Genomic DNA, 14,419 nt, shown 5'->3' on the forward strand with positions numbered 1-14,419 from the left:
AATTCTCGCCGGAAAGCTGCCGGGGAAAGCCGCCGGGGAAAGCCGCCAAGGAAAGCCGATTGACCCTCGCCCGCCTCGGTGCGATTCTATTACTTAATATTCTGTTTCCGACGCCGGACGGTTTCGCCAAATGCGGGCCCAGCCGCAGTTGGGCCAACGACCGAATGACGGGCCGTCCTTCGCCACTAGCCGAGGGAGGATCCGCCTGATGTCAGCCTGCTTGCGTTTCGCCGCTGCCGCGTTTGCCATCCTCTTGCCCTGGAGCGTCGCTGACGCCGCCCCGCAGGTGCTGGGGCTCGTCGCCAGCAACGGCAGCCCGACGCCGCTCATCTGCAAGGGCGCCGAATGCAGCGCCCATCTCAGCGCCTTCTGCCTGCAGGAGGCGCGCGAGGCGCCCTCGTCCGGAACCGCCTATGCGCCGGCCGCGGGCGACACGGTCACACTCGTCGCGACGATGGCGGACGGCCGCACGCTCCGCGTGCCGGGCCAGGATTATCTGGACTTCACAAGCCTGATCGGCTTCACCTCGGTGCGGGTCAGCCTGCCGCTGGGCACCTTCGACGCCCTGGGCGCAGTCGATGCCGCCGTCGAGGTCGGCCCGGCGGTTTCGCTGCTGCCGGCCACGCTGGCGCATGACCCGGATCCGCAGACGGCGCAAGAGATCGCACTGGCCACCGGCCCGATCCGGCAGGCGGCGGGCCGGGTCTTCGAAGCACCGGGCACCGCCAGCGACGCGGCCCGGATCACCAGCCTGTTCATCAATGCCCTTACCCCTGGCCAGATGGAACCGCAGGCGACGCGGGACGGGCTGTGGCAGGCCAAGGCCGCCCATCCGACGATCGCCGGCGCCACGACAGACGGCATTGTCATGGCGCAGCGCATTTACGACGCCTGCCGCGGCGCCGTCGACTCGCGCTCGGCCAACTCGTTGCGGAGCTGCCTCGAACTCCGCCACGCCGAGCTGATGGGTCGGACGAACCATAAGTTCTGGGACTCGATTGGCGGATCGTAATCGGAAGGTGGCGCTCGGCCCCACCCCGACTCTCCCCCACTTCGCGGGGAGGGAGTGGTCGGCATCTTTCAAATCATGAAGGGGCTGTTCCGAGGCGCCGTCCAACTGGCGTGAATCCGACAGTTGCCGTCGCGGAATCGAAAGCCCACAGGGGCAGCGAGGATATCTAAAGGCCTGGAGAGTGTCGTCAGGCCTAGGATGGCCGGTGCGCTTAGACTTAATGGCTCGGGCGGGAGGCTAAGGATGAAGAATCATGCGCGGGTGGTGGTGATCGGCGGCGGCGTCGTCGGCGTCAGCATCCTCTACCATCTGACGAAGAAGGGCTGGTCGGACGTGGTGCTGTGCGAGCGGACCGAGCTGACCGCCGGCTCGACCTGGCATGCCGCCGGCCTCCTGCCGCTCTTCAATATGAGCTACTGCGTCGGCCAGCTGCACAAATACTCGGTCGACCTCTACAAGCGGCTGCCGGAAGAGACTGGGCAGGATGTGAGCTTCCACGTCACCGGCAATCTGCGGCTCGCCACCAACAAGGAGCGGATGGACGAGTACCAGAAGTACTGCGGCACCGCGAACACCATCGGCGTCCCCTTCGAGATCATCGGTCCGAAGGAGGTCAAGGAACTCTGGCCGCTCTGCAACACCGACGGCATCGTAGGCGCGCTGTACCACCCGCAAGACGGCCATATCGCGCCGGTCGACGTGACGCAGGCGCTGGCGATCGGCGCCCGCAAGGGCGGCGCCGACATCTATCGCGACACACCGGTTACCGGTATCGAGCAGAAGCCGAATGGCGAGTGGCTGGTCAAGACCACCAAGGGCGACATCACCTGCGAGCATGTGGTGACCGCGACCGGCAATTATGCGCGGCAGACCGGCGCCATGGTCGGCCTCGACCTGCCGGTCATTCCCGTGGAGCACCAGTACATCGTCACCGAGGCGCATCCGGAGCTGATCAAGCGCAAGGAGCAGGGCCTGCCCGAGATGGCGGTGCTGCGCGAGAGCGACGCCTCCTACTATATGCGCGAGGAGCGCCAGGGCCTGATCCTCGGCCCGTATGAGAAGCACGCCCCGGCCTGCTTCGTCGACGGCGTGCCGGACAGCTTCGGCCAGGACCTCTTCCCCGGCGATCTAGAGCGCCTGGAGCCCTATATCGAGGCGGCGATCAACCGAGTGCCGATCTTCGGCGAAGCCGGCATCAAGGACGTCGTCAACGGCCCGATCGCCTACACGCCGGATGGCAGCCCGCTGATCGGTCCGGCCTGGGGCCTGAAGAACTTCTGGCTCTGCGAGGGGCACAGCTTCGGCGTGACCGCCGCCGGCGGGTCCGGCTGGCAGCTCGCCGAATGGATCACCGAGGGCGAGCCCGGCATCGATCTGTGGGACGTGGACCCACGGCGCTTCGGCCCCTACGCCAACAAGCGCTACACCAAGATCAAGAACGAGGAAGCCTACGAGCACGTCTTCATCGTTCATTACCCGTTCGAGGAGCGCCCGGCGGCGCGGCCGGCGAAGGCGACGCCCAGCTATGACCGGCAGGCGGCGATGGGCGCCGTCTGGGGCCAGAAATACGGCTGGGAGCGGGCGAACTGGTTCGCGCCGAAGGGCATGGAGCCGAAGGAGGAATACAGCTTCCGCCGCACCAACTTCTTTGAGCCGGTGCGCGCGGAATGTCAGGCGGTGCGGGAGCGGGCCGGGCTGATAGACCTGACCGGTTTCTCGAAGTTCGAGGTCTCCGGACCGGGCGCCGAGGCCTTTCTCGACCGCCTCGTCGCCAACCGACTGCCGAAGAAGATCGGCCGCATCGCGCTGGCCCATGTGCTGACCGAGACCGGCGGCGTCAAGACCGAGTTCACGATCACGCGCTTGGCTGAGGATCGTTTCTATCTGATCAGCGCTGCGGCGGCCGAGCGGCATGACTATGACCTGCTGCTGAAGAACCTGCCGGCCGACGGCAGCGTCCGGCTCGACAACCTGACGCTCGGCACCGGCGTGCTGGTGCTGGCGGGACCGAAGGCGCGCGACGTGCTGTCGAAGGTTACCGATGCCGATCTCTCGAACGCCGCCTTCCCGTGGCTGTCGGCCCAGGAAATCCAGATCGGGGTCGCGCCGGTCCGGGCGATCCGCGTCAATTTCGTCGGCGAGCTGGGCTGGGAACTGCACCATCCGCTGCCCTACCAGAACACGATCTTCGACGCGCTGATGGCCGCCGGCGAGGAGTTCGGCATCGCTCCCTTCGGCATCCGCGCCATGGACTCGCTGCGGATCGAGAAAGGCTATCGCTACTGGCGGGTCGATCTAACCACCGACTATTCCGCCTTCCAAGCCGGGCTCGACCGGTTCGTCCATCTGAACAAGGGCGAGTTCATCGGCCGCGAGGCGCTGGTCCGCGAGCAGCAGCAGGGGATTCCCCGCCGCTTCGTGACGCTCGCCGTCGACGTCAAGGACGCCGATCCGCTGGGCAACGAGCCCGTATACCAGAACGGCCAGATAGTCGGCCGCGCGACCTCCGGCGCCTATGGCTATGCGGTCGAGAAGAGCCTGGCGCTGGCCTATGTCAGCCCAGAGGTCGCGGCCCCCGGCACCAAGCTCGAGATGGAGATCCTGGGCGAGCGTTTCCCGGCGACGGTCATCGAGGAGTCGCCCTGGGATCCGGAGAACGCCCGCTTGCGGGCATGACACAACCGCAGGTAACATAACCGCAAAGGCGAATATCGAACGCCCGGACGAACAGTCCGGGCGTTCCGCTCATCGGATCTTTTCGCCGAGGCCATGAGGCCGATGGGCAGCAGTTAAGAACAAATTCGCGTCCGACAGGTAAGGCCGAATGCGGATATTATCTGCAACAAGTCATGGAGACCGTCATGTCCACAAGAATGCTGCTGGCCTGTGGCGCCAGCATCCTTTGCCTTTCGGCCACCCAGGCCCAGGCTGAAATCGAGCTTGGCCTGGCGACGGCGCTTACCGGCCAGATTGCTGCGCTCGGCCAGCAGTCCCGTCGCGGCGCCGAAGCTGCGATTGAGGACATCAACGAGAAGGGCGGCGTCCTCGGCGAAGAACTCGTGCTCACGGCCGGCGACGATGCCTGCGATCCGAAGCAGGCGGTCGCGCTCGCCAATCAATTCGTGTCCGACGGGGTTGAGATCGTCATAGGCCATCTCTGCTCCTCTGCCGCTATCGCCGCCGCGGACGTCTATGCCGAGGAGGGGACGGTGATGCTCACCGCTTCGGCAACGAGCCCGGCGCTCACCGCGAAAGCCTACGACACCATCTTCCGCGCCTGCGGTCGCGACGACCAGCAGGCCACCCTGGCGGCGGAGCTGATCCTGAAGCAGTTTCCCGACAAGCGGATTGCCATCGTTCATGACAAGGGGGCCTATGGCCAGGGCTTGGCGATGGAGATGGAGAAGGCACTCGCCAATGCCGGCGTCACGCCGGCCTACACGGGATCGATCGCGGCCGGCGAGAGAGACTACTCGGCGTTGATCACGCGATTGAAGGCGGACAATGTCGACGTCCTGTACTATGGCGGATATCATTCGGAGCTTGGGCTGATCGCCCGGCAGGCCGCGCAGCAAGGCTATGACCTGCAGCTGATTGCGGCGGACGGCCTCGCGACCGATGAGTACTGGGCGATCGCGGGCGAGGCCGGCGAGGGCACCCTGTTCACCTTCAGCCCGGACCCGAAGCGCAACCCGGAGATCACGTCCATTCTGGAGGAACTGCGCGCGGAGGGTCCAGAACCCGACAATTTCACGCTCTACCACTATGCAGCGGTGCAGATCCTGGCTCAGGCTATCGAAGAAGCCGGCTCCGCCGATCCGGAAGCGGTGGCAGAGGCCCTGCATTCGGGAACATTCGACACGATCGTCGGCACCATGCAGTTCGACGAGCGCGGCGACCTGACGAAGCCGGACTATGTCTTCTACGAATGGAAGGACGGCAGCTACGACTACGCCGCTCAGTAAACCCGCCCGATCCCGCGCTCACCGCCAGTCCGGCTGGCAGCAAGCGCGGGATCATCTCTTGCTGATGCGGGGCGAAAGTCCTACGGTTCGCCATATCGACAACTGCCGACCGTAACAGAAGGCCAGACCTCATGTCCGACCGCCTTGCCCGACTGCTCGCCTCGCGCCCGTTCCTGCTCGCCGATGGTGCGACAGGAACCAACCTATTCGAGGCGGGGCTGCAGACCGGCGACGCGCCGGAGCTGTGGAACATCGACCATCCGGAGAAGATCGAGGCGCTGCATCAAGGCATGCTGGATGCCGGCGCCGACATCATCCTGACCAACAGCTTCGGCGGCACGCGTCACCGGCTGAAGCTCCATAAGGCGCAGGACCGCGTGGCCGAGATCAATGGAGCGGCGGCGCGGATCGCCCGGCGCACGGCAGACGCGCACGCGGCCGCGACCGGCCGCGAGATCATCGTTGCCGGGTCGATCGGCCCGACCGGCGAGCTGTTCGAGCCGCTGGGGCCGCTCACCATCGCCGACGGAACGGAAGCCTTCGCCGAGCAGGCGCGCGCGCTCGCGGATAACGGCGTGGACGTACTGTGGGTCGAGACCATGTCGTCGAAGGACGAGCTTCAGGCGGCCGTCGCCGGCGCCGGCTCGGCCGGCCTACCGGTGGTTTCGACGCTGAGCTTCGACACCAACGGCCGGACCATGATGGGCGTGACGCCGGCCGAGGTGGCGACGCTCTGCCACCATCTGCAGCCGCGGCCGCTGGCCTATGGCGCGAACTGCGGCGTCGGCGCGGCCGAACTGGTGGCGGCTGTGGTCAATATGAGCGCCGGCGCCGAGGACGGCGACGTGATCGTCGCCAAGGCCAACTGCGGCATCCCCTATTTCGAGGGCAGCGAAATCCGCTATGACGGAACGCCTGAGCTGATGGCCGACTATGCGCGCATGGCGCTCGACGCCGGCGCCCGGATCATCGGCGGCTGCTGCGGCACGAGCCCTGCGCACCTGAAGGCGATGCGTGCGGCGCTGGACAGCTACAGCCCGGGCGAGAAGCCGAGCATGCAAGACATCGTCGCCCGCCTCGGCCAGATCTCGACCGGTGCCGAGCGGCAGGCCTCGGGCGAAACCGCCGGCGAGGCGGAGGGCGGCAGCCGTCGCCGCAGCCGGCGGCGGGGCAGCGACGCGGCGGAGTAGGTGTGCCGATTCTCATCCTTCCACAGGCTCAGGATGAGGTTCTTTCCAAACTCCTCACGCTGAGCTTATCGAAGCATGAGGGCCGGCGCGCTGAGCGTCAGCCCAGCACCGTCTCGATCTCGGCGATGCTTTCCAGGACGTAATCCGCCCGTGAGGCCAGGCTTTCGCGCGGGCTGGCGCCGGTAAGGACGCCGATCGCAAGGCCGGCGCCGGCGGCGCGGGCCATCTCCAGATCGTGCGGCGTGTCGCCGACGACAGCCACCGCCGCGCAGGGAACATCGACCGCGCGGCAGAAGGCCCGAACCATGCCGGGACCGGGCTTCGTCCCATGCCCCGTGTCATAGCCACAGACGAAGTCGAGCAGCGCCGAGAGTCCGAAATTCGCCATCGTCTCCTCGGCCGCCGCATGGCTGTCCATCGTCGCGAGGCCGAGCCGAAGGCCGCGCTGCTTCAGGCGGGCGAAAAGTTGCGGGAGGTCGGTTACCGGCTTCGCGCTCGCGACGCCATGCCGACGGAAGTAATCGTCGAACTGCTGGGCAAGCGCTAGGACGTCGGTCCGCCCAAGCACCGATCCCCAAAGCTCCGCAAGCTCGCGATTCGTTCCCGCGGCCATCACCGAATGCGGATCGAGCCGCCCGGTCGCCGGATCGCGGCCGCCGATGGTCAGCAGATGCTGGGCCAACGCCGCATCGCGCCCGGCGGCCTGCTGCGCGACCGCCTCCATGGCCGGCAGCCAGGTCCCGAAGAAATCGAACAGGGTGCCGTCCTTGTCGAACAGGATGGCGCGGATCGGTTCAGGCAAGGCGGACCTCATCCTTCGACAAGCTCAGGATGAGGTCCTCATGTTGAGCTTGTCGAAACATGGGGGCCGGGGATCGGGTTTCCGGGTTTACGAAATCGGCTTTCAGCTCGCGGCAACCGCAGGCGTCGCGTCCGTCTGGCCTTTCAGGTCGGTCTGCTTCAGCATGCCGCGATAGATCTCATGTTCGCCGACGACGCCGAGCAGCCGGCCGGACTCGTCGAGCAGGATTAGCGGCCGGCGCGTCGTCTGGCGGACCAGGATCGCCGCCCGCATGGGCGATTGCGCATCGCCAGTCACCATGACTGTCGGCGGCAACTGAGCAAGGTCCAGATCCGGCGTATAGGCAACGAACCGGCCCGGCGCATCGCCGACGCGCAAGGCCACGGGCCGGCCGGCCTCGTCGAGCCGGCAGCGGCAGCGTCCCGCCCGGTCGAGCAGCACGGTCGCGCCGTCGCCCGGATCGCGCGCGAGATCCTGCAACGGCCGCATCAGCGTACCGCCGGTCAGCACGTTCAGCGGATTCATTGAGGCGACGAACTGCCGGACATAATCGTTGACAGGCTTCGTCACGATCTCCTCCGGCGGGCCGAACTGGACGATCCGCCCCGCCTCCATGATCGCGATGTGGGTCCCGATCTTCAGCGCCTCGTCGAGGTCGTGGCTGACGAAGACGATCGTCTTCTTGAGGCTGCGCTGCAGTTCCAGGAGCTCGTCCTGCAGATGCTCGCGGATCAGCGGGTCGAGCGCCGAGAACGGCTCGTCCATCAGCAGGATATCGGCGTCGGTGGCGAAAGCGCGCGCCAAGCCGACGCGCTGCTGCATGCCGCCCGAGAGCTCGTGCGGGAACTTGTGCGCCCACTGATCCAGCCGGACCAGCTTCAGCTTCTCGGCGACATGGCTGTCGCGCTCCGCCTTGGACATGCCGCGGATCTCGAGGCCGAAGCCGACATTGTCGCGGATGTTGCGCCAGGGCATCAAGGCGAACTGCTGGAATACCATCGAGATCCGTTTCATGCGCAAGCGGCGCAATGTGGCCGGATCGCAGGAGGCGACGTCGATGTCCCTGCCGCCGTCATGGACGAGGACGCGGCCGCGGCTCGCCTTGTTCAGCCCGTTGATGCAGCGGAGCAGCGAGGACTTGCCCGAGCCGGACAGGCCCATCAGCACGCAGATCTCGCCGGTATTGACGGAAATCGACGCGTCATGCACCGCGACCAGATTGCCGGTCGCCTCAAAGATCGCGTCCCGCCCCTCCCCCTGGTCGAGCATCCCCAAGGCCTTCTTCGGATCGGGGCCGAAGACGACATCGACGGAATCGAAAGCGACGGCGGCCATCGGCTCAGCGCTCCTTCGCGTCGCCGGTCGGCTCGACCTGCTTCAGCACGCGGTCGAGGATGATGGCGACGATGACGATGGCGAGGCCGGCTTCGAAGCCTTGCGCGATGTTGACCGAATTCAGGGCCCGCACGACCGGCTTGCCGAGCCCGTCGGCGCCGACGAGCGCGGCGATCACGACCATCGACAGCGACAGCATGATGCATTGGGTGATGCCGGCCATGATGGTCGGCATGGCATGCGGCAGCTCGACCTTGTAGAGCAGCTGCCACCGCGTCGCGCCGAAGGACTCGCCCGCCTCGACCAGCGGCTTCGGCACGCCGATGATGCCGAGATAGGTCAGGCGGATCGGCGCGGGGATCGCGAAGATGACGGTCGAGATCAGGCCCGGCACCATGCCGAGGCCGAACAGGATCAGGGTCGGGATCAGATAGACGAAGGTCGGGATCGTCTGCATCATGTCGAGAACCGGCCGCAGGCCCGCATAGAACCAGGGTCGCCGTGCCGCATAGATGCCGATCGGCACGCCGATCGCAATCGAGATGGCCGTGGCGAACAGCACCAGGGCCAAAGTCTCGGTCATCTCCTCCCAGAATCCCAGGTTCAGGATCAGCAGCAGCCCCAGGCCGATGAGCGCCACCAGCCGCCAGCTTCTGTGCAGCCAATAGCCGAAGACGCAGAGCAGCAGGATCAGGGCAAGCGGCGGCGTCGCCGCGAGGAGGTCGACGAGCGCCTCGATCAGAAAGCCCAGCCCCTCGGAAATGGCGTCGAACAGCCAGTCGAAATTGTCGGTGATCCAGCCGACGAAGGCCTCGACCCACTTGCCGAGCGGAATCTTATTGTCGGTGAGGAATTCGTTCAGCCATTCCATGGGAAAGCGCCGATCTGTTGGAGTGCGGCGGGGTCGCTCCCCATCCTTCGCCCCTCGACAAGCTCGGGGTGAGGAGGCTCAGGATAAGGAACTCGGGAGTCGAACGAGACCCTCATGTTGAGCTTGTCAAAACATGAGGGTCCCATCGGCATCGCTTGAAACCTAAACGCCGAGATCTTCCTTCACGGCGGCCAGGCCGTCCTCGCCCTCGATGGTCTCGACCCCGGCCAGCCACTCGTCGAGCACCGTCGGATTGGCCTGGAGCCACTCCTCCGCCGCATCTTCAGGCTGCATCCCGCCATCAAGGATCTTGCCCATCACCTCGTTCTCCATCGGCAGCGTGAATTTCAGGTTTCTGAGGAGCTTGGCCACGTTCGGGCATTCTTCCAAATAGCCCTTGCGGACGTTGGTGAAGACGGTGGCGCCGCCGAAATTCGGACCGAAATAGTCGTCACCACCGGCGAGATAGGTCAAATCGAAGTTGCTGTTCATCGGATGCGGCTCCCAGCCGAGGAAGACGATCCACTCCTCGTCGTCCACCGCGCGGGCAACCTGCGAGAGCATCCCCTGCTCGCTCGATTCCACGATCTCGAAGTCGCCCAGGCCGAAGGCGTCGGCCTCAATCATGTCGAGGATCAGCCGGTTGCCGTCGTTGCCGGGCTCGATCCCGTAGATCTTGCCTTCGAACTGCTCCTGGTGCTCGGCGATGTCGGCGAAATCCTTGACGCCGGCCTCGGCGACATATTGCGGAACGGCAAGCGTGTATTTGGCGCCTTCGAGATTGGGCTCGTCCAACTGCACGACCGTGCCGGCCTTCAGATAGGGCGTGATGTCCCCGGTCATTGTCGGCATCCAGTTGCCGAGAAAGACGTCGATGTCGTTGTTGGCGAGGCTGGTGTAGGTGACCGGAACCGACAGTACGTTCACTTCCGGATCATAGCCGAGCCCCTCCAGCACGACCGAGGTCAGCGCCGTCGTCGCCGTGATATCGGTCCAGCCGACGTCGGAGAACCGAACCGTCTCGCAGGACTCCGGATCCGCGGCATGCGCGGCACCGGCAACAAGCAGGACCGTTGCGGCGGATGCGGTGAAAAGCGTTTTCAGGGCCATAGGACTGCGTCTCCCTTTATCCTCTCATTGCGACAAGCTGTCCGGGCTTGGTTTTTCCACCAGCCCGGTTGTTCATACCGCTGTGGGCCTGCTTGTCTGTTTGCGGCTTCTCCGTCCGCCTGCACCTTGAATCAAGCGCGCAACGGGAACGGCAAATCAAGCGGAAACTCGTTGCCGCGAACGACTAGACGATGCACCGTTACCTGCGGTTCATTTTTTTAATTGACCGTCCAATTTAAATTCGATAAGCCTGACCTTGTCAAGCGGCATGGGTGGCCCCTATTTGGCCGGCATCGATTTGCCAGCCCGCTGCGGCGTCGCAGAGGCCGCCCGCGATCCTGCGGAGTAGCGTGACCTTGCCGAAAGTGGGAATGGAACCGATCCGGCGACGTCAGCTCATCGACGCGACGATTGGCGCTATCCACGAGCATGGCTTCGCCGACACGACCGTGTCGCGCATCAGCGCCCGTGCCGGCGTCTCCACCGGAATCGTGCATCATTACTTCCGGGGCAAGGACGATCTGCTCGAGGCGACGCTGCGGGCGATCGCCGCCGCGCTGCGGCGCGACACGACCGATCGGCTGGCGCGGGCGCGGTCGCCCCGCGAGCGGATCGACGCCGTGATCGACAGCAACCTGGCGCCCGACCGGTTCACGCCCGAGGCCGTCTCAGCCTGGCTCGCCTTCTGGTCGCAAGTGCCAACCTCGGCGCAGCTCGCCCGCATCCAACGGATCATCATGCAGCGCGTGCACAGCAACCTCGTCCACGCGCTGCGCGCCCTCGTGCCCGGCGAGCAGGCCCAGAAGATCGCCGCCGGGCTCGGCATTCTGATCGACGGGCTGTGGCTGCGCGCGGCGCTGAGCAAGGAATTGCCCGATACCGAATTCGCGCTGATGCTGGCGCGCGACTATCTCGATCGCCAATTGCGGGAGTTCCGCCATGAAGAATTTGCCTGAACAGAAACTCTATATCGACGGCGGCTATGTCGATGCCCGGTCCGGAGAAACCTTCGAGACGATCAATCCGGCAACAGGCGAGATGATCTGCGCGATTCAAGTCGCCGGCGCGGCGGATGTCGACCGCGCGGTGGAGTCGGCCCAGAAGGGCTTCCGAGAATGGTCCGCAATGACCGGGGCGCAGCGCGGCCGCGTCCTGCTGAACGCGGTTAAGCTGCTGCGCGAGCGCAACCAGGAAATCGCCGAGCTCGAGGTCATGGACACCGGGAAGCCGATCCAGGAAGCGGTCGCGGTGGACGTATCGTCGGGCGCCGACGCGATCGAGTATTACGCCGGCATCGCCGCCTCGATCCATGGCGACCATTACGACCTCGGCACCGCCTTCGCCTATACCCGGCGCGAGCCGCTCGGCGTCTGCGCCGGCATCGGCGCCTGGAATTATCCGATTCAGATCGCTTGCTGGAAGTCCGGCCCGGCGCTGGCCTGCGGCAACGCGATGATCTTCAAGCCGGCGGAGCTCACCCCCCTCACGGCTCTGAAGCTGGCCGAGATCTATACCGAGGCCGGCGTTCCGGCTGGTGTCTTCAATGTGGTTCAGGGCGCGGCGCCGACCGGCCAGGCGATGACGCGGCATCCCGGCATCGCCAAGGTTTCGCTCACCGGCGAGGTCTCGACCGGCAAGCGGGTGATGGCCGATGCCGCGGCGACGCTGAAATATGTGACCCTGGAGCTCGGCGGCAAGTCGCCGCTGATCGTCTTCGCCGACGCCGACCTCGACAATGCGGTCTCGGCGGCGATGATGGCAAACTTCTACACCCAGGGCGAGATCTGCTCCAACGGCACCCGCGTCTATGTCGAGGCGGCGGTGCATGATGCCTTTATCGAGAAGCTGGCGGCGCGCACCCGCAACATGCGGATCGGCGACCCGACCGACCCGGAGACCCATGTCGGCGCGCTGATCAGCCGCGAGCATATGGAGAAGGTGCTGGGCTATATCGAGGCCGGCAAGCGCGAGGGGGCAACCCTGGTCTGCGGCGGCGGCCGTCCGACCGACCCGGCGCTCGCCAACGGATTCTTCGTTGAGCCCACCATATTCGACGCCTGCCGCGACGATATGCGGATCGTGCGCGAGGAGATCTTCGGCCCGGTGATGTCGGTGCTAACCTTCACCGGCGAGGAGGAGGTGATCGCGCGGGCCAACGACACCGAGTACGGTCTCGCCGCCGGCGTCTTCACACGCGACCTGCAGCGCGGCCACCGGGTGGTCGCCCGGCTCGAGGCCGGTACCTGCTGGATCAACAACTACAACGTCACGCCCATCGAGATGCCGTTCGGCGGCTATAAGCAGTCCGGCATCGGACGCGAGAACAGCCTCGCCACCATCGAACATTACACGCAGCTGAAGAGCGTCTATGTCGAGATGGGTGACGTCGAGGCACCCTATTGAGCATGGCAGAACGATGAACCAGCCAAACACATATGACTACATTATCGTCGGTGCGGGCTCGGCCGGGTGCGTGCTGGCGAACCGGCTGTCGGCCGATCCGAAGACGAAGGTCCTGCTGCTGGAGGCGGGGCCGAAGGACCGCAGCATCTATATCCATATGCCGTCGGCCTTCGCCTACCCGCTGGCGGACGACAAGTTCAACTGGTACTACGAGTCCGAGCCCGAACCCTATATGGACGGACGGCGGATGTATTGTCCGCGCGGGCGAGTAATCGGCGGCTCCTCCTCGATCAACGGCATGGTCTATATCCGCGGCCACGCCCGCGACTATGACCGCTGGGCCCAAGGGGGACTCAGCAACTGGTCCTATGCCGACGTGCTGCCTTACTTCAAGAAGGCCGAGACGCGGAACAAGGGCGGCGACGCCTATCGCGGCGACAGCGGACCACTGCATGTCTCAACCGCCCGGATGGACAATCCACTGTTCAAGGCCTTCATCGAGGCCGGCGTCCAGGCGGGATATCCGTTCACCGAGGACATGAACGGCTATCAGCAGGAAGGCCTCGGCGTGATGGACATGACCGTCCATAAGGGCCGGCGCTGGAGCGCCGCCAAGGCCTATCTCTACCCGGTCATGGATCGGCCGAACCTGACGGTCGAGACTGGCGCCTTCACCACGCGGCTCCTGTTCGAGAAGACCCGGGCCGTCGGCGTCGAGTTCGCCCAGAAGGGCGCGGTGCGACAGGTTCGGGCGGAGCGCGAGGTGATCCTCTCCAGCGGCGCCATAAACTCGCCGCAGCTCCTGATGCTTTCCGGCATCGGCAATGCCGATGCGCTGCGCGCGCTGGAAATTCCGGTGGTGGCGGACCTGCCGGGTGTCGGCGAGAATCTGCAGGACCATATCGAGATCTACGTCCAGTATGAATGTACACAGCCGATCTCGCTCTATCCTTCCTTGAAGCCGTGGAACAAGCTGAAGATCGGCGTCGACTGGCTGTTCTTCGGCAAGGGGATCGGCGCCAGCAATCAGTTCGAGTCCGGCGGCTTCATCCGCAGCCATGCGGGCATCGAGCATCCCAACCTGCAATATCACTTCCTGCCGATCGCCATCTCCTACGACGCGCGGGAGAAGCCGGACCGGCACGGCTTTCAGGCGCATGTCGGGCCGATGCGGCCGACCAGCGTCGGCCATGTCCGGCTGACCTCGAAGGACCCGCGGGCGCATCCGAGCATCCTGTTCAACTACAATCAGACGGAAAGCGACCGGCGCGAGATGCGCGAGGGCGTCCGGCTGACGCGCGAGATCTTCGCCCAGAAGGCGTTCGATCCCTATCGCGGCCCGGAAATGGCGCCGGGCAGCCAAGTTCAAAGCGACGCGGACATCGACGCCTTCGTGCGGGCCAAGGCTGAGAGCGCCTATCACCCCTCCTGCACCTGCAAGATGGGCACGGACTCGGACCCGATGGCGGTGGTCGACGGTTCGATGCGGGTGCGCGGGATCGAATCCCTGCGCGTGGTCGACGCCTCGGTCATGCCGAGCATCGTCAGCGGCAATCTGAACGCGCCGACCATCATGATCGCCGAGAAGGCCGCGGACATCATTCTCGGCAAGCCGCCGCTGCCGCGTGCCGACGTCCCGGTCTATATCGCCGAGAACTGGATGACGGCGCAGCGATAGGAGTCGCGGGAGCGCACGCATAAGTACAAGTAATGAGATGCACCAGAATTTTC

General features: G+C 65.4%; 11 protein-coding genes. 7 read left to right on the forward strand and 4 right to left on the reverse strand.

Annotated features, from left to right (window positions below; translation table 11 throughout):
* Positions 1–208: 208 nt before the first annotated feature.
* The 4 genes from DT069_RS19230 (at position 209) to bmt (ending at position 6,167) form a co-directional block, all read left to right on the forward strand.
* Positions 209–1,012, forward strand: a complete 804-nt coding sequence (locus DT069_RS19230) for a hypothetical protein (protein WP_119461955.1) — start codon at positions 209–211, stop codon at positions 1,010–1,012.
* A 243-nt stretch (positions 1,013–1,255) separates the two neighbouring features.
* Complete coding sequence (locus tag DT069_RS19235) at positions 1,256–3,688, forward strand: GcvT family protein (RefSeq protein WP_119461956.1); 2,433 nt, start codon at positions 1,256–1,258, stop codon at positions 3,686–3,688.
* A gap of 185 nt (positions 3,689–3,873) precedes the next feature.
* Positions 3,874–4,977 (forward strand): branched-chain amino acid ABC transporter substrate-binding protein, encoded by a 1,104-nt coding sequence (locus DT069_RS19240; protein ID WP_119462082.1) that lies wholly within the window; start codon positions 3,874–3,876, stop codon positions 4,975–4,977.
* Positions 4,978–5,108: 131 nt separating this feature from the next.
* Positions 5,109–6,167 (forward strand): betaine--homocysteine S-methyltransferase, encoded by a 1,059-nt coding sequence (bmt, locus tag DT069_RS19245; protein ID WP_119461957.1) that lies wholly within the window; start codon positions 5,109–5,111, stop codon positions 6,165–6,167.
* Between the two features lie 97 nt (positions 6,168–6,264).
* Here the strand turns inward: bmt and DT069_RS19250 are convergent, their stop codons facing one another.
* From DT069_RS19250 to DT069_RS19265, 4 genes are all read right to left on the reverse strand, one after another.
* Positions 6,265–6,969, reverse strand: coding sequence for an HAD family hydrolase (locus tag DT069_RS19250; RefSeq protein WP_425450380.1), 705 nt, complete (start codon positions 6,967–6,969; stop codon positions 6,265–6,267).
* 102 nt (positions 6,970–7,071) lie between these two features.
* Positions 7,072–8,304 carry a choline ABC transporter ATP-binding protein gene (gene choV / locus DT069_RS19255; protein WP_119461959.1) on the reverse strand — a complete coding sequence of 411 codons (1,233 nt, stop codon included), beginning with the start codon at positions 8,302–8,304 and terminating at the stop codon, positions 7,072–7,074.
* Positions 8,305–8,308: 4 nt separating this feature from the next.
* Positions 8,309–9,175 (reverse strand): choline ABC transporter permease subunit, encoded by an 867-nt coding sequence (choW, locus tag DT069_RS19260; RefSeq protein WP_119461960.1) that lies wholly within the window; start codon positions 9,173–9,175, stop codon positions 8,309–8,311.
* Positions 9,176–9,337: 162 nt separating this feature from the next.
* Positions 9,338–10,285 (reverse strand): choline ABC transporter substrate-binding protein, encoded by a 948-nt coding sequence (locus tag DT069_RS19265; protein ID WP_119461961.1) that lies wholly within the window; start codon positions 10,283–10,285, stop codon positions 9,338–9,340.
* 371 nt (positions 10,286–10,656) lie between these two features.
* Between DT069_RS19265 and betI the strand changes: the two genes are divergently transcribed.
* The 3 genes from betI to betA are packed head-to-tail and all read left to right on the forward strand — an operon-like array spanning position 10,657 to position 14,366.
* Entirely contained in the window at positions 10,657–11,241 is a 585-nt protein-coding gene (betI, locus tag DT069_RS19270; protein ID WP_425450381.1) for a choline-binding transcriptional repressor BetI, read from the forward strand.
* Complete coding sequence (gene betB, locus DT069_RS19275) at positions 11,225–12,688, forward strand: betaine-aldehyde dehydrogenase (RefSeq protein WP_119461962.1); 1,464 nt, start codon at positions 11,225–11,227, stop codon at positions 12,686–12,688. The genes betI and betB overlap by 17 nt, the downstream gene beginning before the upstream one ends.
* Positions 12,689–12,701: 13 nt before the next feature.
* Positions 12,702–14,366, forward strand: a complete 1,665-nt coding sequence (gene betA, locus DT069_RS19280) for a choline dehydrogenase (RefSeq protein WP_119461963.1) — start codon at positions 12,702–12,704, stop codon at positions 14,364–14,366.
* Positions 14,367–14,419 lie beyond the last annotated feature (53 nt).

The organism is Virgifigura deserti, assembly GCA_003576685.1.
GTDB lineage: Bacteria > Pseudomonadota > Alphaproteobacteria > Dongiales > Dongiaceae > Virgifigura > Virgifigura deserti.